This window comes from Polaromonas sp. Polasp52, assembly GCF_059491565.1.
This window is the reverse complement of the sequence record NZ_CP168513.1, coordinates 3,998,049-4,015,356: the sequence shown is the minus strand read 5'-3', so window position 1 is coordinate 4,015,356 and position 17,308 is coordinate 3,998,049. Positions and strand designations below refer to the sequence as shown.

Annotated in this window: 20 protein-coding genes; 3 read left to right on the top strand and 17 right to left on the bottom strand. The window is 65.9% G+C overall.

The annotated features are described in order from the left end of the window. Positions 1 to 7: 7 nt before the first annotated feature. The 3 genes from ACEN9P_RS18835 to sorA form a co-directional block, all read right to left on the bottom strand. Entirely contained in the window at positions 8 to 715 is a 708-nt protein-coding gene (locus tag ACEN9P_RS18835; protein ID WP_495620123.1) for a FadR/GntR family transcriptional regulator, read from the bottom strand. 130 nt (positions 716 to 845) lie between these two features. Further along, positions 846 to 1,499 carry a SorB family sulfite dehydrogenase c-type cytochrome subunit gene (sorB, locus tag ACEN9P_RS18830; RefSeq protein WP_495620122.1) on the bottom strand — a complete coding sequence of 218 codons (654 nt, stop codon included), beginning with the start codon at positions 1,497 to 1,499 and terminating at the stop codon, positions 846 to 848. Between the two features lie 9 nt (positions 1,500 to 1,508). Next, positions 1,509 to 2,735, bottom strand: a complete 1,227-nt coding sequence (gene sorA / locus ACEN9P_RS18825; RefSeq protein ID WP_495620121.1) for a SorA family sulfite dehydrogenase catalytic subunit — start codon at positions 2,733 to 2,735, stop codon at positions 1,509 to 1,511. A gap of 147 nt (positions 2,736 to 2,882) precedes the next feature. Here sorA and ACEN9P_RS18820 point away from each other — a divergent pair, with 147 nt between their 5' ends. Beyond that, on the top strand, positions 2,883 to 3,293 hold the full coding sequence (locus ACEN9P_RS18820; protein WP_036839335.1) for an FKBP-type peptidyl-prolyl cis-trans isomerase: 411 nt from the start codon (positions 2,883 to 2,885) through the stop codon (positions 3,291 to 3,293). Positions 3,294 to 3,296: 3 nt separating this feature from the next. Here ACEN9P_RS18820 and ACEN9P_RS18815 read toward each other — a convergent pair whose 3' ends face one another. Continuing rightward, positions 3,297 to 4,166 carry an alpha/beta fold hydrolase gene (locus ACEN9P_RS18815; protein ID WP_495620120.1) on the bottom strand — a complete coding sequence of 290 codons (870 nt, stop codon included), beginning with the start codon at positions 4,164 to 4,166 and terminating at the stop codon, positions 3,297 to 3,299. Positions 4,167 to 4,261: 95 nt separating this feature from the next. Here ACEN9P_RS18815 and ACEN9P_RS18810 point away from each other — a divergent pair, with 95 nt between their 5' ends. Continuing rightward, positions 4,262 to 5,251, top strand: a complete 990-nt coding sequence (locus ACEN9P_RS18810; RefSeq protein ID WP_477660852.1) for an LLM class flavin-dependent oxidoreductase — start codon at positions 4,262 to 4,264, stop codon at positions 5,249 to 5,251. Between the two features lie 201 nt (positions 5,252 to 5,452). Next, a complete protein-coding gene (locus ACEN9P_RS18805) occupies positions 5,453 to 6,064 on the top strand; it encodes a DUF6198 family protein (RefSeq protein WP_477660851.1) in 612 nt (203 codons plus the stop codon). A gap of 5 nt (positions 6,065 to 6,069) precedes the next feature. Here ACEN9P_RS18805 and arfB read toward each other — a convergent pair whose 3' ends face one another. From arfB to ACEN9P_RS18740, 13 genes are all read right to left on the bottom strand, one after another. Then, positions 6,070 to 6,486, bottom strand: coding sequence for an alternative ribosome rescue aminoacyl-tRNA hydrolase ArfB (gene arfB, locus ACEN9P_RS18800; RefSeq protein ID WP_477660850.1), 417 nt, complete (start codon positions 6,484 to 6,486; stop codon positions 6,070 to 6,072). Between the two features lie 22 nt (positions 6,487 to 6,508). Then, entirely contained in the window at positions 6,509 to 6,958 is a 450-nt protein-coding gene (aroQ, locus tag ACEN9P_RS18795) for a type II 3-dehydroquinate dehydratase (RefSeq protein WP_413329618.1), read from the bottom strand. 21 nt (positions 6,959 to 6,979) lie between these two features. Beyond that, complete coding sequence (locus ACEN9P_RS18790) at positions 6,980 to 8,083, bottom strand: Gfo/Idh/MocA family protein (RefSeq protein WP_477660849.1); 1,104 nt, start codon at positions 8,081 to 8,083, stop codon at positions 6,980 to 6,982. A 1-nt stretch (position 8,084) separates the two neighbouring features. Continuing rightward, entirely contained in the window at positions 8,085 to 8,867 is a 783-nt protein-coding gene (locus ACEN9P_RS18785; RefSeq protein WP_495620119.1) for an alpha/beta fold hydrolase, read from the bottom strand. Next, the gene (locus ACEN9P_RS18780; RefSeq protein ID WP_495620118.1) at positions 8,864 to 9,277 is read right to left on the bottom strand and encodes a carboxymuconolactone decarboxylase family protein; all 414 of its coding nucleotides are present in this window, start codon (positions 9,275 to 9,277) and stop codon (positions 8,864 to 8,866) included. The genes ACEN9P_RS18785 and ACEN9P_RS18780 overlap by 4 nt, the downstream gene beginning before the upstream one ends. After that, positions 9,274 to 10,506 carry a 3-carboxy-cis,cis-muconate cycloisomerase gene (gene pcaB, locus ACEN9P_RS18775; protein WP_495620117.1) on the bottom strand — a complete coding sequence of 411 codons (1,233 nt, stop codon included), beginning with the start codon at positions 10,504 to 10,506 and terminating at the stop codon, positions 9,274 to 9,276. Before pcaB ends, ACEN9P_RS18780 begins: the two co-directional genes overlap by 4 nt. Before the next feature lie 54 nt (positions 10,507 to 10,560). Then, positions 10,561 to 11,454 carry a sugar phosphate isomerase/epimerase family protein gene (locus ACEN9P_RS18770; RefSeq protein ID WP_477715641.1) on the bottom strand — a complete coding sequence of 298 codons (894 nt, stop codon included), beginning with the start codon at positions 11,452 to 11,454 and terminating at the stop codon, positions 10,561 to 10,563. 16 nt (positions 11,455 to 11,470) lie between these two features. Beyond that, on the bottom strand, positions 11,471 to 12,370 hold the full coding sequence (locus ACEN9P_RS18765) for a 4-hydroxyphenylpyruvate dioxygenase (protein ID WP_477660844.1): 900 nt from the start codon (positions 12,368 to 12,370) through the stop codon (positions 11,471 to 11,473). Between the two features lie 31 nt (positions 12,371 to 12,401). Next, on the bottom strand, positions 12,402 to 13,151 hold the full coding sequence (locus ACEN9P_RS18760) for an ABC transporter ATP-binding protein (protein ID WP_477660843.1): 750 nt from the start codon (positions 13,149 to 13,151) through the stop codon (positions 12,402 to 12,404). A gap of 131 nt (positions 13,152 to 13,282) precedes the next feature. Further along, a complete protein-coding gene (locus ACEN9P_RS18755) occupies positions 13,283 to 14,041 on the bottom strand; it encodes an ABC transporter ATP-binding protein (RefSeq protein ID WP_477660842.1) in 759 nt (252 codons plus the stop codon). Further along, positions 14,038 to 15,045 carry a branched-chain amino acid ABC transporter permease gene (locus ACEN9P_RS18750; RefSeq protein ID WP_007870925.1) on the bottom strand — a complete coding sequence of 336 codons (1,008 nt, stop codon included), beginning with the start codon at positions 15,043 to 15,045 and terminating at the stop codon, positions 14,038 to 14,040. Before ACEN9P_RS18750 ends, ACEN9P_RS18755 begins: the two co-directional genes overlap by 4 nt. Further along, complete coding sequence (locus ACEN9P_RS18745) at positions 15,042 to 15,917, bottom strand: branched-chain amino acid ABC transporter permease (RefSeq protein ID WP_074575524.1); 876 nt, start codon at positions 15,915 to 15,917, stop codon at positions 15,042 to 15,044. The genes ACEN9P_RS18750 and ACEN9P_RS18745 overlap by 4 nt, the downstream gene beginning before the upstream one ends. Before the next feature lie 113 nt (positions 15,918 to 16,030). After that, on the bottom strand, positions 16,031 to 17,263 hold the full coding sequence (locus tag ACEN9P_RS18740) for an ABC transporter substrate-binding protein (RefSeq protein WP_495620116.1): 1,233 nt from the start codon (positions 17,261 to 17,263) through the stop codon (positions 16,031 to 16,033). Between the last annotated feature and the right edge of the window lie 45 nt (positions 17,264 to 17,308).

The window sequence follows — 17,308 nt, the reverse complement described above, 5'->3', positions numbered from 1 at the left end:
GCCTGGCTCATGACCATTCGCGGCGGCTCTCGACCCAGCGCTGCTCGGAGGCCTGCAGGTGCGCGCGCATGGCGGTCTGCGCGGCCAGTACGTCGCGACTCTCCAGGGCGCGCAAGATAGCCTCGTGCTCCTGCAGTGCAGTGGCCCAGCTTTGGCCGGATTCGGAATGCGCGCTCAGGCGCGCGGCAATCGGGCTGTGGCGCTCGTCGAATAACTCGCCTACCAGCCGCTCCAGTACGGAGTTGCCTGTCATGGCCGCAATCGTCTGGTGAAACTGCCGGTCAAAGGCCAGGGGCGAGCGGTTTTGCGCCATGGCGGACAGCATGTTGTCCAGAATCTGGCGCAGCGCCGACAGTGCTTCGGGCGTGGCTTTGGCGCAGGCCTGCAGCACGATGGTTCCCTCGACGGCGGCGCGCGCCTGCATCAGCTCGATCGGGCTTTCACCCATGGCGGCCAGGGCCTGCGGCTTGCGCTGGGCCGCGCTGCAGACATACACGCCGGCGCCCATGCGCACTTCCACGCTGCCCTCGATTTCCAGCGCTATCAGCGCCTCTCGCACCGAGGGGCGCGAGACGCCCAGCTGCTGGGCCAGATCGCGCTCCGGCGGCAGCCGCGCACCCGCGGCGTAGTTGCCCTTGTCAATGAAGGCGCGAATCTGGTCGGCGATTTGTTGGTAGAGCCGACGGTTGTCGACCTGTTTGAGTTGGTCCAGCATGAGTCCTCTGCGTGACGTGCAGTTTATGCGACGGCGGGTTTTGCCATGGGTGATGGCCCGAAAGGTAAGGCCAATTCAATTCCAGGCACGTTGGCCTTACCAATTTTAGGGCTTTGGAGCCAAAGCAGGCCTATTGTTTCAGCACAAAGGCCGCCAGGGCCTTGAGCTCCTGCGGGCTCAGGTTGGCAAACGGCGGCATCACCACCGGCCCCCATTTGCCCGAACCGCCCGCCTTGATGCTGGCTTCCAGCCTGGCCTGGGCCTGTGGGTCGCTTTTGTACCGGGCCGCGACGTCGTGGTAGGCCGGCCCGACGATTTTCTGCGCCACCGCATGGCAGCCCAGGCAGGCATTGGCCTTGAGCACGGCCTGCACATCGACGGCCGCGGCCGGGGTGCCGGGAGCTGCGGCAGGAGCCGGCGTTGCCGCCCCCACCGGCCCCAGCGTGGGTTTGGCGCCGCCATAGGTCACGGCCAGGTATTCGCCGATCTGTGCCACGTCGCCGTCGCTGAGCGGCGCGGCATAGGCATGCTCCATCTTGCGCACCTCGGCGGTCCACTGCGCGGCCGTCATGGCCGGCGGTTGCTGGCTGATGTAATCGGCCGAATGGCAGATGCCGCATTTCTGCAGCGCGAGCTGGTAACCGGCCAGCTTGGAAGGCTTGAGCCTGGCGGTTTCCAGCGGCAGGGTCACGCTCTGCACGGCTTGCGCCCATACGGCGCCGCAGCCCAGGGCCAAAGCGGCCACGGACAGGGCACGCACGGCAATCAGGTTGAAGATGTTCATGGCGATCTCCTAGACCGCCAGCAGGCGCGTGGTTTCAACAACGTTGCGCGCATAACCGCCCGGGTTCCAGCTGGCCATGGCGGGCTGCACATCGCCCTGCATATTGGTGGCGCGCACCATGAGCTTGAGTTCGCCCTTGCGCGGAGCCGCCATGCCGAAACTCCATTCGCGGAACGAGAAGCGCCCCAGGTCCTTGCCCAGCACGGCCTCGCGCCACTGCTGCCCGTCTTCCGACACCTCGACCTTGCGTATGCCGCTGCCGCCGTCAAAGGCAATACCCTTGAGCTGCAGCGGCTTGCCCGCCGGCACACGCGCGCCGCCCGCCACGCTGGTGATGAAGGAGCGCACCGGCAGCGTGGTGATGGGCCGCGTCGCCGTGGGCGCCGTGCCGGCCGGCACGCACTGGCAGGCGTTGTCGGGCACGCGGTAGGCCGTGGACATGAAAAAACCGTCAAAGCCGTGGTCCATCACAACAACCTCGCTCAGGTGCTTGACCCAGTAGGTGCCGAAGTAGCCGGGCACGATGAGCTTGATCGGGTAGCCGTTGAGGAAAGGAATGTCGGCGCCGTTCATGGACCAGGCCACGATGGGCTCGGCGCTGAGCGCCAGGTCTATGTTCAGGGCCTTGATGAAGTCCGGCGTCTTGGGCAGCACCGGCGTGTCCAGGCCGTTGAACGCCACCTGCTTGGCGCCGGGCAGCACGCCGGCTTTTTCGAGCACGGCGCGCAACGGCACGCCGACCCAGCGCGCATTGCCCATGGAGCCGTTGCCCAGCTGGGCGCCGAAGACACGCGGCTCAAAGAACCCACGGCTGTTGCCCGAGCACTGGTTGACGGCCACCACCTCGACCGGCGCGGCCAGGGCCTTGAGTTCGGCCAGCGAGAGTGACAGTGACTGCTTGACATGGCCGCCCACGCGCAGCCGGTAAGCCCCGGCATCTATGCGTTTGGGAATATTGGCCAGGTGGTAGCGCACGAAGAAGGCATTGTTGGGCGTGATCACCCCTTCACCGAAGGCGCTGAACGGTGTTTCCAGGTGCGGCGGCCGCGTGGTGACGCGCAGCAGCGGGCGCTTGCCCGGGTAGGTCACCAGCTCGCGTTCGCCATTGCCGAAGGGCAGCGTTTCATGCCCGGCCGCAAAGGCCTGGAGCGGCAAAGACCCCATGGCCGCGGCCCCAAGGCCGGCGCGCTGCAAAAAAGCTCGCCTGCGGGCATCGTGCTCATCGCGATGGTTCATGGGCGCATCCTCCTGGTGGGATTCAAGGTCTGCCGCAGGGGCGGCTGCCGACACGCCCATGATAGGCCAGCCGGCGCCGCGGCGATAATCCGCGCAGCACTCCCCGCAGTCCCCTTATCCGTGAAAACCATGAAAGCCATGATTCCCATGAAAACATTGACCGCCGCACTGGCCTGCCTCGCCTCTTTCGCGGTGTCCACCGCCGCCCTTGCCGCCGCCCCGGCCGAAACCCTGCCCAGCGGCGTCAAGGTCGTGCACACGGCCGACGGCACAGGCCCGCAGCCCAAGGCGACTGATACCGTCAAGGTGCACTACCGCGGCACGCTGGCCGACGGCAAGGAATTCGACAGCTCCTACAAACGCGGCGCGCCCGCCAGCTTTCCGCTGAACCGTGTTGTGCCCTGCTGGACCGAAGGCGTGCAAAAAATCAAGGTCGGCGGCAAGGCCACGCTGACCTGCCCGCCCGCCACGGCGTATGGCGAGCGCGGTGCCGGCGGCGTGGTGCCGCCCAATGCCACGCTGACCTTCGACATCGAGCTGCTCGCGATCGAAAAATAAGCGCTAGGCATCCAGCGCGGCCAGCAGTGCTTTGTCGAAAGCAGCGGCCCGCTCAAACTGCAGCCAGTGGCCGGCGTCCACCACCAGCGCCAGGCCCCTGAAATCCGCGGCCCGCGCCAGGGCCTCCCGCAGCGCATCCAGTTTGCCGCGGTACAGCGCATCCTCACGCCCATAAATCGCCCACACCGGGCAGCGCAGCCGCGCCAGCGACTGTGCCAGCGCATCGGTGCGCGCCAGGCTGCGGCCCTTCATGCGGTCGCGCAGCACATTGGCGATGTGCAGGCGCAGGGCCAGTTCATCGATGGCTTCTTCGTGGTGCAGCATCAGTGCCGCGAGGTTGTGCCGGTGTATCGCGTCGCGCTCGGCCGCATCGGGCAGGTGCCGCCAGGCGCGCAGGCGAATGGCTTTTTCCGGCGCCACGCCGAGGCCGGGCGCGCCCACCAGCACCACACGCGCGGCCCGGGCCGGGAAGCGCTCGGCCAGGAAGCCGGCCACCATGCCGCCAAACGAAAACCCCACCAGGTCGCAGGCCGCATCGCCCACCAGCATGGCCAGCCCCTGCTCCACCGGCTCGGGCAATACGTCGGCATCGGTGCCGCGCGGCGGCGCCGCTGAATCGCCAAAGCCGGGCAAGTCGGGCACCAGCAGCCAGCGGCCCGACGCGGCCAGCGCGGGGATGTTGCGCAGCCAGTGCATCCAGCTGCCGCTGCCGCCATGCAGGAGCACCAGCGGCGCGAGCCCGGGCCGGCGCGTGGCATGGCCCCAGCTGTGCCAGACCATGGCCCCGTCGCCGCAAGGGGTTTCAAAACGGCTGGCCGTGCGCAGCAGCGCGTGCGCCTCATGAGGTAAATGAATGTCCGGGAGATCGCTCATGCAGGGTTTATACCCTGCCACCCGTGCGGCCATCGCGAAGCTCCTAAACTGGCCCGTCGCGCTTCACTCACGAGGCGCCCCCCCCCCAGATTTTCATGATTCCCTTTTCAGTCCTTGACCTGTCCCCCATCGTCAAAGGCGCCACCGCCGCCGACGCTTTTCGCAACACACTGGCCCTGGCCCGGCATGCCGAGCAGCTGGGCTTCAAGCGCTTCTGGCTGGCCGAGCACCACAACAACCCCGGCATCGCGAGCGCCGCCACCGCGGTGGTGATAGGCCATGTGGCCGGCGGCACCAGCACGATCCGCGTGGGATCGGGCGGTGTGATGCTGCCCAACCATTCGCCATTGGTGATCGCCGAGCAGTTCGGCACGCTGGCTTCGCTCTATCCCGGCCGCATTGATTTGGGCCTGGGCCGCGCGCCCGGCACCGACCAGCTGACCGCCCGCGCGCTGCGCCGCGACCACCAGAACAATGCCGACACCTTTCCTCAGGACGTGCAGGAACTGCGCTACTACTTTGAAGACATAGAGCCCGGCCAGAGGATCCGCGCCGTGCCGGGCGCCGGCCTGAAGGTGCCGCTCTGGATACTCGGCTCCAGCCTCTTCGGCGCCCAGCTGGCCGCCGCGCTGGGCCTGCCCTTTGCCTTTGCCTCGCACTTCGCGCCAGACATGTTGATGCAGGCCCTCGAGACCTACCGTAACCGCTTCGAACCCTCGGCGCAGCTGGACAAGCCCTACGCCATGGTCGCCGCCAATGTAGTGGCCGCCGACAGCGACGAAGCAGCGCGCTACCAGCTCACCTCGGTCCAGCAGGCCATGACCAACCTGTTGCGCGGCACCCCCGGCCCCATGCCGCCGCCCATCGATGACATTGACGCCTACTGGTCGCCGGCCGAGCGGGTGGGGGCGCAGCGGATGTTGAAATATGCGGTGGCGGGGTCTCCGGCCACTGTCCAGGAGGGTTTGCGTTCTTTTATCGCCGAGACCCAGGCGGATGAGTTGATGGTGACCACACATATTTACGACCCGGCGGTTGCCCGGCGCTCGCTGGAGATCACCGCGCAGGTGCGGGACAGGCTTTAGGCCTTCACGCCCGCCGCAGTGCCCATCAAGGCAAATCGCTATTGTTTTTATAGCTACTTGGACCCAATTTCATTGGGCTAGACCCCTGTAACGCCCTTGGCTACGATCCGGCGGCCGGACAGGCCTGGCGGGTGGGCGCCATTTGGCATGGATCATGCTGAGCCTGAAGTGCCGTCCGCCGGCGCTCTTCCAGTTTCCGATATGGCCCAATCCTCAGTCCCTGAACGCCACACCCTCTTTGACGATGCGCAGGGCATCTTCACGGGGACCTTGTTTGTGTCGCTGGCAATGGTGATCTTCAACCAGGCAGGGCTGTTGACGGGCGGCACGGCCGGCATGGCCTTTGTGCTGCACTACGCCACCGGCATCAGTTTCGGCAAGCTGTTCTTTCTGGTCAACCTGCCCTTTTACTGGTTCTCATGGACCCGCATGGGGCGCGAGTTCACCCTCAAGACATTCCTGTCGATTGCCTTGCTGTCGCTGCTGGCGGACTGGTCGCCCAGGGTGCTTGATATCGCGGACATCCATCCGCTGTATGCCGCGCTGGTGGGCGGCCTGCTGCTGGGAAGCGGCTGCCTCTTCCTGGCCCGGCACCGGGCCAGCCTGGGCGGCGCCACCATCGTGACGCTTTACCTGCAGGAAAAGCACGGCTGGCGCGCAGGCAAGGTGCAGATGGCCATTGACGCCATCGTGGTGCTGCTGGCCTTGCTGGTGGTGCCGCCCGAACGCGTCAGCTATTCCGTGATGGCCGCCGTGCTGATGAGCCTGTTCCTGTGGGTCAATCACAAGCCTGGCCGCTATACGGTGACTTGAGCGGCTCAATCGCCTCCGCCCACCTTGCCTCGTGACGACTTGATGTCCGAGCGCCGGCTTTTGCCCGCCAGCCGCCGCTGCTTGGACCCATAAGTCGGTTTGGTCGCCCGCCGCGCCTTGGGCGGTGTGGAAACCCCATCGACCACCTCCTGCAGCCGCGCCAGCGCGTCGGCGCGGTTCATTTCCTGCGTTCGGTGCTGCTGCGCCTTGAGCACCAACACCCCCTCCTGCGTGATGCGGCTGTCGCTGCTGGCAAGCAGGCGTTCCTTGACGGCATCGGGCAAGGATGATGCAGCGATGTCAAAGCGCAAATGAATGGCGCTGGAAACCTTGTTGACGTTCTGCCCGCCCGCGCCTTGGGCGCGTATGGCGCTGAACTCGACCTCGCGTTCGTCAACCGGAAATTTAGGCGGCGCGGCCATGCCAGTCGGCGCCCGGGCCGCTTCAGCCGGCCAGTTCGGCCAGGCCTGCGATGGCCAGGGCGTAGCCCTTGACGCCGAAGCCGGCCATGACGGCCTTGGCGGCCGGCGAGATGTAGGAGTGGTGGCGGAAGGCCTCGCGCGCATGCACATTGCTGATGTGCAGCTCGATCAGCGTCACGCCCGCGCCCTTGATGGCGTCGTGCAGGGCCACGCTGGTATGGGTGTAAGCGCCCGCATTGAGCACCACGCCGGCCAGGGTGCCGGCGGCCTGCGCGCGGCCCGCCTCATGGATTGCGTCTATCAGCGCGCCTTCGTGGTTGCTTTGCCGGAAGTCCAGCTTGAAGCCGTGGGCCTTGCAGGCCTGGACGCACAGCGCCTCGACGTCGGCCAAAGTCTGCGAGCCGTACACGGCCGGTTCGCGCGTGCCCAGCAGGTTGAGGTTGGGGCCGTTGAGGACCAGGGCTGTTTTCATGAAGCAAGTCTTTCCAGGGGTTCAGGGTTGACGAGGGTTGGCTGCGAGGTCCCGCAGCGCGACGGTTTCGCCGGTGGCGATCGAGCGCCGCACGGCCTCCACGGCCAGCAGGCTTTGCAAGGCATCCGCGACCGTGATTATCGGCTCTGCCTTGCCGTCCATCAAATCGCAGAAATGGTCCAGCTGCGCCTGCAGCGGGTCCACTGCCTCCAGGGCCAGGGTCTGTTCGGTGAAAGGCGTCATCCAGCCGGGCTCGCCGCGGCTGTCGGGGCCATGGGTCCAGGCCTGCAGGGTGGGCACGGCCAGCGAGCCCTGTGTGCCGGCGATGAAATAGCAGTCCTGCGAGGCATAGCGTGCATACGCCGTGTTCTCGCCCGAGGTCTGCTCCCAGCTGCGCGGTGAGGCCACGGTGTCCGAGAGCGTAAACGTGCCCAGCACGCCGCTGGCGAATTTCAGTGTCATCACGGCCGTGTCTTCCACCGCGAACTGCCGCACCGCGTTGGATGCGAGGGCGTGGACGGATTCCAGCTCGCCGCACAGGTAGCGCAGGTTGTCCATCTCGTGGATCAGGTTGATCAGGATGGGGCCGCCGCCGGCCTGCGCGCGCCAGGCGCCCTGCGCAAAATAGCTGGCCGGCTTGTAGAACTGCGCGCTGCCCGCCACCGTGACCACACGGCCCAGCAGGCCAGACCGGATGGCGTGCCGCGCCGCCTGCAACGTGCCGCTGTGCCGCCTGTGGTGGCCCACCAGCATGGGTGTGGATTGCTTGGCCAGCGCCTCGGCCAATTGCAGACCGGCCTCCAGGGAATCGGCCACGGGTTTTTCAATCAGCGCCGGCACGCCCTGGCGCGCGCAGGCCAGCGCACCGGGCACATGCAAATGGTTGGGCGTGGCCAGGATCACCCCCTGGGGGCGGGCTGCGGCCGGCCCTGCGAACAAGGCCTCCAGGCTTTCAAAATGCGGCACGCCCAGGCCCGCGGCAAAGTCCCGCGAGGCCGGCTGCGGATCCACCACGGCGCACAAGCGGGTGCGCGGGCTGGCCTGTATGAGCTCGATATGCCGCCGGCCTATGACGCCGGCGCCCGCGACCGCAATGCCCCGCACCACAGCGGCTGGCTGCGCCATCTCAGCCCTGGCTTTCGAAAAAGCGCTCCAGCAATGCGGCAAAGGCAGCCGGCTGCTCGACCGCGCTCAGGTGCGCGGCCGGCAAGGTTTCAAGCTGGGCGCCCGGAATGCTCTTGCAGATCGCCTCGGACATGGCCACGGGCGTGGCCTCGTCGCGCGTGCCGGCAATCACCAGGGCCGGGCACTGGATGCCGCCATTGCTGGCGCGAAAGTCTATGCCGGCCACCGCCTTGCAGCTCGCGGCATAGGCCGTCGCGTCGGTGCCCACCAGCCGTTCGCGCAAGGCGGCCACACGCTGCTTGCCGCCGCCTGTTTCATCGGCGCGGAACTCGGGCGTGAACCAGCGCTGCAGCGCGCCGTCGGCAATCGCTTCCATGCCCTGGGCCAGCACCGTCTGCACACGCGCCGCCCACATGGCGCGCGCCGCTTCGTCGTAATACATCGCGGCATTGGCGACCGTGATGCTTTTGACCAGCTGGGGATATTCCGCAGCCAGCGCCTGCGCCGTCATGCCGCCCATGCTCAGGCCCACAAAATGCACGGGGCCGCCGCCCTGCGCCGCGATAAAGCCCGCCGCGTCATCGGCCAGCATCGCCATGCTGTAGGGGCCGGGCACGGCTTCCGAGCGGCCGTGGCCGCGGTGGTCGTAGCGCAGCACGGTGTAGCGCGACTTGAGCGCAGCCGCCACGCCGTCCCACATGCCGAGTTCGCAGCCCAGCGCATGGCTGAGCACCACCACCGGTCCGCTGCCCTCCCGGGCCCAGTGCAGATAAGGTTTTTTCATGCTTGGCTTTCCGGCAGCAGGCCTTTTTCGCGCAGGATCTCGCCGGCCAGCGCAAACGCATGGTTGGCGGCGGGCACGCCGCAATAAATCGCGGCCTGCAAGATGACTTCCTTGATCTCGTCGGGCGTGAGCCGCGATTCGGGCGGGCCGTCCAGCGCGGCGCGCACATGCAGCGCGAACTCCTCATAGGCCTTGAGCGCGATCATGGTCGACAGCACCATGAGGCGGCGCGTCTTGTCGCCCAGCGCCGGCCGGCCCCAGATCTCGTTCCAGGCATAACGCGTGATCAGGTCCTGGAACTCGCTGTTGAAGGCATTGCTTTTGGCGATGGACTTGTCCACCCAGGCGTCGCCGAGCACGCGCCGGCGGTTGACCATGCCTTTTTCGTTGTCACTTTTCGCGTTGCTCATGAACTCACCTTGCTGCGTTTGTTGTCGTCGGGTTGCAAAACCAGGGCCTGCAGCGCATCGGCCTGGGCGTGGGCCTGGGCCGCGGCCTGCTTGGCCAGTTCGGGGTTAAACCATTCCTCAGCCGCGTCCGGCGGCAGCTCAGCGCGCAATGCATCGAGGTTGGCGCGCATGCGCTGGGTGTCCACCTGCAGGCCGGGCAGTGCATGGGCCATGGCGCGCACCGAGCCATGCGCCGACATCAGCAGGCCCGGCCATTCGGCCAGCTCGGCCTGCCAGTTGCCCAGCGCGCGCTCGTGTTCCTGCGGCATGGCGGCCAGCAAGGCGGCCACGCGCTGCGGCGCGCGCACGCTGGCGGCCAGCGCCACCATGCAGGCCACCGGGTTGCGCTTGTGCGGCATGGCCGAGGAACCGCCGCGCCCGGGCTCGGTGGGTTCGGCCAGCTCGCCGATCTCGTACTGGCCCATCAGCGAAATGTCCTTGGCGACCTTGCCCAGGCTGCCCACCAGCAAGCCCAGCTCGCAGCCCAGCGCCACCCATTCGTCGCGCTGGGTGTGCCAGGGAAAGGCGCTGGCCTTGAGCTTCAAGTCGACGGCCATGTGGGCGATGATTTGCGGGCCCTTGCCCTGCATTTGCGCCAGCGTGCCCACGGCGCCGCCCAGCTGCACGGCCAGCGCGTTGTCGCCGGCGACACGCAGGCGCAGCAGGCTGCGCGCCAGCGGCGCGGCCCAGCCCGCGCATTTAAAACCAAAACTCGTGACCGAAGCCGGCTGCATCAGGGTGCGGGCCATCACCGGGTCGGCTGCGTGGCGGCGCGCCAGCACCAGCAGGGCCGCCACCGCCTTGCGGATGTCGGCCTCGACCAGGTTCAGCGCATTGCGCGTCACCAGCGCCAGCGCGGTGTCTATGACGTCCTGCGAGGTGGAGCCGAAATGCACATAAGCGGCGGCCTCCTTGTTAAAGAGCGCCACGGTTTCCTTGAGACTTTTGACCAGCGGGATCGCAATGCTGCCGGCGCGCCCGCTTTCCCGCACGATCTTGGCGACGTCGAAAAGCTCGACCTTGCAGGTGCCGATGATGGACTGGGCGGCCGCCTCGGGAATCAGGCCGGCGCCGGCCTGGGCGCGCGCCAGCGAAGCCTCAAAGCGCAGCATCGCATCAATGAAGTTGCGCTCGCTGAATGCATCCAGGACTTCGGGCGTGGAGAGGAAACCTTCAAAAATACTGCTCATTCCATGCGACTCTCAAAATAATCAAACCCGGCATAAGGCCTCACCGCTTATCGTTTACCGCTTTAAACGCATCTGGTTGGGCAAGGGGACTGAACGGCGCAGCACGTCTTCACCCAGCCACAGGGCCGAGCGCCAGGCGCGCTCCGCCACCGAGGGCAAGGGCATCTGCTGGTAGTCGTCGTTGAACACCTCAAAGCTGTAGTCGCCGCGGTAGCCCAGGCCGTGCAGCCGGGTCACCAGCGTGGCCAGCGCCTCGCTGTGCACACCCTCGCCCGGAAACACGCGGAAATGCCGGGCGGTGGCGATGCGCTCCTCGACCGACTTGATCTCGGTCCACATGAAGTCCGCCAGCTGCACCAGGAAGATCTTGTCCGGGTCCAGGATGTCGAGCTCCTCCAGCGAGGTGTTCGTGGCGAACATATGGTAGGAGTCAAAGCCCAGGCCCAGGTTGGGCATGTCGGCCTGGCAGATGATCTCCCAGGCCTGCGGAAATTCGTTGACCACACGGCCCCAGGACAGGGCCTCGTAGGCGATCTTGATGTTCATCGGGATCGCCAGCATGGCCAGCTTGCGCAGGTCTTTCACCAGCGCGTCGGTCTCGCCCGTGGCATGCACCGAGGTCGAGGAGCAGACCAGCAGCAACCGGCAGTCCAGCGCATGGCACATGTCCAGCATGGACTTGGCGATGTCCATCTTGTAGTCGTGCAGGTGGCCCGACAGGCCCTCGAAGTCGCGCAGCACCTGAAAGCCCGTGACGCGCAGGCCGCTGGCGCGCACCGCCGCGACGGCGGCCTGCATGCCCTCGGGATGGCCGACGATGTCCCTGGCGGCCAGCATGATCTGCGTGAAGCCGGCTTCGCGCACGGCCTTGAGCTTGGCCTCCAGCGGCCCCGCGAGCGAGATGGTGTCCATCCCGAAGTCGTCAATGTTTCCGCTGTAGTGGCTCATGGTGTGTGCCGCCCGTTCAGCGCTCGTTGTGGACCAGCTCGAAGCTCACGCTGCCCATCCAGGTGCGGGTCAGCGCGCCGCGGTCCTCGGTGTGCACGCCGCGCGATTCGACAAACTCCACGCCGCGCTTGGTGAGTTCGGCCACCGAGGCCAGCACGTCGGGGCTGCCCAGGCCCACGCGCTGCAGGGCTTCGTCGCCCTCCACGTCCAGCACGCTGGCTTCGGGTTCTATCAGTTGCAGGTAAAAACGCGAGGCCGCCGGGCAGGGGCTGCGCAGGATGCGGCCCTTGGGCAGTATGCCGAATCGCTGGTCGTCGGGCAGGTCGGTGAAGCCAAAAAGCTCGCGGTAGAACTCGGCCCAGTCCTCGGTGCGGTCGTTGCCGATGTACTGCACGACGCCGAAAAAATGCAGGCCCGCCACGGCCGGCGGGCGCGGGTCCACGGTCGGGATGGGCACGAAGTCCACGTCGTAGATCGAGAAAGTCTCGTAGCGATCGACAAAATAAATGCGGCTCTTGCCCACGCCGTGGATGGCCGGGATGTTGAGCTCCATCACCTCGACACGCGAAGGCACGGCCCAGGCGCCGCGCGCCAGGGCGCGGCGGTAGGCCTCGGCCGCGTCGCGCACGCGCAGCGCGACGGCGGCGATCACCGGCTTGTCGGTGGGGGCCGCGCCGTCGGGCATGGCGGGAATGTGGGCGTTGACGATGACGTTCATGCCGCCCTGCCGGTACAGCATGACCTCGCGCGAGCGGTGCCGCGCCACCGGCCTGAAGCCCATCATCTCCAGCACCTGGCCCAGGGCCTGCGGCTTGGAGGTGGTGTATTCGATGAACTCGATGCCGTCCATGCCCAGCGGGTTGGCGACTTCGGGGATGGCTTCGCGGTCGGTGGGGGCTTGTGTGGCGGTGCTCATGGTGTTCTCCCGGTCAGGTGTTCCAGACAGATCAGGCGGCCTTCACGGTCGCGCCCGGCACATGGCCGCCGCCCAGGAACAGGCGCTCGATGTTCGGGTCAGCCAGCAGTTCGGACGCTTTTTTGTGCAACACCAGTTGGCCCGACTCCAGCGCGATGGCGTCGTCCGATATTTTGAGCGCGCTCTTGACGTTCTGCTCGACCATCAGCACCGTCGTGCCCTGGGCCGCCAGCTTTTGCAGCAACTTGAACACGTCCTGCACCACCATGGGCGACAGGCCTATGGAGGGCTCGTCGATCAGCAGCACCTTGGGGCGCAGCAGCAGCGCGCGGCCGATCTCGAGCTGCTTTTGCTCGCCGCCCGACAGCGCCGAGGCCTGGGAATGCAAACGCTCCTTCACGCGCGGGAAAAATTCCAATACTTCGGGAATGCGCTCATGCGTGGTCTTGGTGCCCAGGGTGATGCCGCCCAGTTCCAGGTTCTGGAACACGGTCAGCTGCCCGAACAGGTTGCGGCCCTGCGGCACAAAGGCAATGCCCTTGGCCAGCAGCTCTTTCTGGCTGGCGCCCGAGATCTCCTCGCCGTCCAGCAGGATGTGGCCCTGGCGCGGCTTGAGCAGGCCGAACAGGGTTTTGAGCACGGTGGACTTGCCCGCGCCGTTGGGCCCCAGCAGCAGGGTGATGGAGCCGCGCCTGACCTTGAAGGACAGGTTGTTCAGGATCATGAAATCCTTGTAACCCGCCACCACGTCGTCGAATTCAATGCAAATATCGCTTGTCATATCAATCCAATCTCTACGAAGCACCTGTCTATCGCTTTTCCCAGTAACGGCGCGGAACCGGCTTTGCCGGGCCGCAGCGGTTGTCCCCCTGAGGGGGATTCCGGCTACACGAAGTGAGCCGAGACAGGGGGCTAGTTCCCAAGATACGCGTCGAGCACTTCTTTGTTCGACCGGATTTCCGCCGGTGTGCCGATGGCCATGACCTTGCCCTCCACCATCACCATGATGCGGTGGCACAGGTCCATCACAAAATCCATGTTGTGCTCGATCACGACAAAAGAGCTCTTGCGGCCGAACTTGGGGTTCTGGTTGAGCTCCTTGAGCAGCGAGGAGATGCCGCCCACCAGGCTGGGGTTCACGCCGGCGCAGGGCTCGTCGAGCAGCACCAGGTCGGGCTCGGCCATAAAGGCCATGGCGATGTCCACCAGCTTCTGCTGGCCGTAGCTCAGGGTGCCGGCCAGCTTGTCGGCCACGTGGCGTATGCGGAACTGGTCGATCAGCGCGTCGGCCTTGTCGCCCAGGCCTGAATCGCCGGGCGCGAACATGCGGCTGAACATGCTGCCCTTGTGCTCCTGCGCGGCCACGATGAGGTTGTCGCGCACCGTCATCTTGCCGAAGACCTGCAGGGTCTGGAAGGTGCGGCCCACGCCGCGCCGGCTCAGTTCCAGCGGCGACAGGCCGGTGATGTTCTGGCCGTTGAGTTCGATAGCTCCCTCATTGGGTGTGATCTGGCCCAGCACGCTGTTGAACATGGTGGTCTTGCCCGAACCATTGGGGCCGATGACGCCGAAGATCTCGCCCGGCATGACTTCGAAGGACACACCGCCCACGGCCTGGATGGCGCCGTAAGCCTTTTTGAGTCCGGTGACTTTTAACAATGCATTGCTCATGACGTCGCTCCGATCCGGCCGGCGGCCGCAGCGCGTGCCTGGGATGCCTCGCGCGCCGCGCGCTTGCTGCGTATGCGGTCGGGAATGCTGAGCAATCCGTCGGGCAGCCAGACCATCAAAATCACCACCGCGGCGCCAAACATCGGCAAATACCAGTTGGACACCAGGGGCACGTCGCGCAGCCATTCCGGCAGCACCACACCCACGGCGGCGCCGACGACAGGCCCGAGGAAGTAACCGGCGCCGCCGACCACCACCATCAGGTACAGCATGATGGACGCGGCCACGGCGAAAGGCCCGGGCTCGATGAATTGCACCAGCGAGGCGAACAGCGCGCCGGCAATGCCCGCATAGACCGCGCCTATGGCAAAGCTCAGCAGCGTGTAGTTGCGGATGTTCACGCCCAGGCTTTCGGCGCGTATCGGGTTGTCGCGCAGCGCCGTGAAGGCCTTGCCCCAGGGCGAGCGCAGCAGGCCCCACAGCAGGCCCGCCAGCAGCAAGGTGACCGCCAGCACGAAGTAGTAGTAGGCCAGGTTGCCTTCGAGCGAGTAGCCGAACAGCGAGGGCCGCGCGATGTTGTTGATGCCGAAGGTGCCCCCCGTGAGCCACTCCTCGTTGCGCATCACCAGCCAGATCGCGGTGTTAAAGCCCAGCGTGGCGAAGGCCAGGTAAATCGCCTGCACGCGCAGCGCCGGAAAGCCCAGGACCAGGCCGACGGCAAAGCAGATCAGCGCGGCGGCCGGCAGGCCCAGCCAGAAACTGACCCCCGCCTTCATGAGTATGGCCACGGTGTACGCGCCTATGCCGAAGAAGGCCGCATGGCCCAGCGACTTCTGGCCCGCATAGCCGACCGTGAGATTCAAGCCCATGGTGGCGACGATGAAGACCAGCCAGTAGGTCAGCAGGTAGATGCCGTAGTTCTTGAGGAACTGCGGCACCACCAGCACCAGCAGGGCCGCCAGGACCGTCAGCACCAGGGCGAATTTGTTGTTGGCGAGCTTCATACCTTGCGCTCCTCTTTTTTACCCAGCAGTCCTTGTGGCTTGAAGAGAATCACCACCATAAAAATCACCAGCGCCACCGCGTCCTTGTAGGCGGGCGAGATGTAGGCCGAGGCGAGGTTTTCGGCCACCCCCACGATCAGGCCGCCCAGCAGCGCGCCGCGCGAGTTGTTGAACCCGCCGATGATGGCGGCAAAAAATGCCTTGGTGCCCAGGCCCTCGCCCATGTCGAACTTGGCAAGGTAGGTGGGCGTCACCAGCAAGGCGGCCACCACCGCCAGCACGGCGTTGATGGCGAAGGTGTAAAAAATCATGCGCGGCACATTGATGCCCAGCACCGAGGCGCTCTCGGTGTTTTGCGCGACGGCCTGCATGGCGCGGCCCGTCACGGTTTTGGCCAGGAAGGCCTGCGTCGCCATCACCACCACCAGCGCCAGCGCGAAGGTGCCCACGTCCTGCAGGGTGATCGTGACCCCGGCGATGTTGAACAGCTTGTCGGCGAAGAGACTGGGGAAAGGATGGGCTTCAGCGCTGTAGCCGGCGCGCACGCCGTTGCGCAGCGCAATCGAAAGGCCTATGGTCGCCACGACGATGGGCATCATGCCGTATTTGAAGAGCGGGTCCACCACGCCGCGCTTGAAGACCCAGCCCAGCAGCAGCACGGCCAGCAGCGTCGCCATCACAAAGCTCACCAGCATGGGTGCGCCCAGCGAGATGAAGGCCAGCATCATGAAGGCCGGCAACATGACAAATTCGCCCTGGGCGAAGTTGATCGTTCCCGAGGCCTGCCACAGCAGGGTGAAGCCCAGTGCCGCCAGCGCATATATGCTGCCGGTGGCCAGGCCCGAAAAAAAGAGTTGGAGAAAGTCCGTCATGGAGAAGTCCGATGGTGGAGAAAGCCGGTTGTCGTCAGCGGAGGTTCCGGTGGGACGGGGCTTGCGCCCTGCCCCGCCGGCGGCCGGCCCCGCGCGGCCGGCCTGGGTTTACATCACTTCTTGGCGGCCGGCTTGGAGGCGGCCGGTTTGGGTGCGGGTGCGGCCGACGCCAGGGGAAGGGCCTTGCTCACGTCGCGGGTGGCCAGGCCCAGGGGCGGCACCATGTCGATGACTTCCTGCTTGCCGTTTTTGACTTCCACCATAAAGCTCATGCGGTCCAGGTCGCCCTTGTTGTCGAACTCGGTGTACATCAGCGCGCCGGGGTATTTGTCGGTGTTGACCTTCAAGCCCTTCATGGCTTCGGCCACGGCCTTGCGGTCCAGCTTGCCGGCTCTTTCAATCGCGGCCTTGAGCACATAGACACCGGAGTAGCCCTTCATGCCGTTGTGGTCGGAGATGTATTTGTATTCTTTCTCGAACTTGGCCTTGAAGGCACGGATGGCGGGCACCGGGGCGTCCACCGTCAGGCCCACGTGGGCGATCGCGCCGTTGGCGGCCTCGCCGGCCAGCTCGATGACCTTCTGGCCGGTCAGCGTGGTCTCGCCGATGATGGGCTTGGTCCAGCCCTGCTTGCGCAGCTCGCGCAGCAGGCGCGCCGACTCTTCCTCATTGGAATAGGCGAACACGCCGTCGGCATTGCTTTGTTTGGCGCGCAGCACAGCGGCCGAGAAGTCGACCTGGCCGGGTTCGGTGGAAATTTCAGCGAGGATCTTGGTCGGCGAGTTGGCCAGGGCTTTGCGGATAGCGTCCATGCCGCCCTTGCCGAAGTCGTTGTTCACGTAGATGACGGCAATGCTCTTGAGCTTGGCCTGGTCGCTGATGTAGCGCCCCACCTTGGGCATGGCGGTGGACTGCGTGAAGCTGGTGCGGAACACGTAGGGGTTGCCCTGCTCGGTGATGCTGGCCGCCTCCCCGCCGGTGAAGTTGGGCACTTCGGCGCGCCGCGACTCGGCCATGCTGACCATGATGGAGCCGGAGAACACCGGGCCGAAGATGGCGAACACATTGTCGTCAATGGCTTTTTGCGTCAGGCCCTTGGCCACGCCGGGATTGCTTTGGGTGTCGGCGGTGCTGGTCTGGATTTTTTTGCCCAGGATGCCGCCGCCGGCATTGATTTCCTTGACGGCGAGCTCCACGCCGTTCTTGAAGTTGGTACCCGCCGTGGCGCCGCCGCCGGACAGTTCCACGATGTTGGCGATCTTGATCACATCTTGCGCGAAGCCGGCCGTGCTGCCCATGGCCAGCGCGCAAGCCGCGATCAATTGAAGGGCGAATCGTTTTTGCATGCTTGTCTCCTCTGGTTAAAAATCAATGCAGTCCAAAAAAAGCCA

Bases quoted from the DNA above. Each gene is read 5' to 3' on its own strand.
- pcaB (WP_495620117.1), bottom strand. From the start codon at position 10,506: ATGAGCAGTATTTTTGAAGGTTTCCTCTCCACGCCCGAAGTCCTGGAT.
- arfB (WP_477660850.1), bottom strand. From the start codon at position 6,486: ATGGCCGCGCCGCCTAAATTTCCGGTTGACGAACGCGAGGTCGAGTTC.
- ACEN9P_RS18805 (WP_477660851.1), top strand. From the start codon at position 5,453: ATGGCCCAATCCTCAGTCCCTGAACGCCACACCCTCTTTGACGATGCG.
- aroQ (WP_413329618.1), bottom strand. From the start codon at position 6,958: ATGAAAACAGCCCTGGTCCTCAACGGCCCCAACCTCAACCTGCTGGGC.
- ACEN9P_RS18755 (WP_477660842.1), bottom strand. From the start codon at position 14,041: ATGAGCAATGCATTGTTAAAAGTCACCGGACTCAAAAAGGCTTACGGC.
- ACEN9P_RS18765 (WP_477660844.1), bottom strand. From the start codon at position 12,370: ATGAGCACCGCCACACAAGCCCCCACCGACCGCGAAGCCATCCCCGAA.
- ACEN9P_RS18770 (WP_477715641.1), bottom strand. From the start codon at position 11,454: ATGAGCCACTACAGCGGAAACATTGACGACTTCGGGATGGACACCATC.
- ACEN9P_RS18835 (WP_495620123.1), bottom strand. From the start codon at position 715: ATGCTGGACCAACTCAAACAGGTCGACAACCGTCGGCTCTACCAACAA.
- ACEN9P_RS18810 (WP_477660852.1), top strand. From the start codon at position 4,262: ATGATTCCCTTTTCAGTCCTTGACCTGTCCCCCATCGTCAAAGGCGCC.
- ACEN9P_RS18785 (WP_495620119.1), bottom strand. From the start codon at position 8,867: ATGAAAAAACCTTATCTGCACTGGGCCCGGGAGGGCAGCGGACCGGTG.
- ACEN9P_RS18815 (WP_495620120.1), bottom strand. From the start codon at position 4,166: ATGAGCGATCTCCCGGACATTCATTTACCTCATGAGGCGCACGCGCTG.
- ACEN9P_RS18790 (WP_477660849.1), bottom strand. From the start codon at position 8,083: ATGGCGCAGCCAGCCGCTGTGGTGCGGGGCATTGCGGTCGCGGGCGCC.
- ACEN9P_RS18745 (WP_074575524.1), bottom strand. From the start codon at position 15,917: ATGACGGACTTTCTCCAACTCTTTTTTTCGGGCCTGGCCACCGGCAGC.
- ACEN9P_RS18780 (WP_495620118.1), bottom strand. From the start codon at position 9,277: ATGAGCAACGCGAAAAGTGACAACGAAAAAGGCATGGTCAACCGCCGG.
- sorB (WP_495620122.1), bottom strand. From the start codon at position 1,499: ATGAACATCTTCAACCTGATTGCCGTGCGTGCCCTGTCCGTGGCCGCT.
- ACEN9P_RS18760 (WP_477660843.1), bottom strand. From the start codon at position 13,151: ATGACAAGCGATATTTGCATTGAATTCGACGACGTGGTGGCGGGTTAC.
- ACEN9P_RS18740 (WP_495620116.1), bottom strand. From the start codon at position 17,263: ATGCAAAAACGATTCGCCCTTCAATTGATCGCGGCTTGCGCGCTGGCC.
- ACEN9P_RS18750 (WP_007870925.1), bottom strand. From the start codon at position 15,045: ATGAAGCTCGCCAACAACAAATTCGCCCTGGTGCTGACGGTCCTGGCG.
- sorA (WP_495620121.1), bottom strand. From the start codon at position 2,735: ATGAACCATCGCGATGAGCACGATGCCCGCAGGCGAGCTTTTTTGCAG.
- ACEN9P_RS18820 (WP_036839335.1), top strand. From the start codon at position 2,883: ATGAAAACATTGACCGCCGCACTGGCCTGCCTCGCCTCTTTCGCGGTG.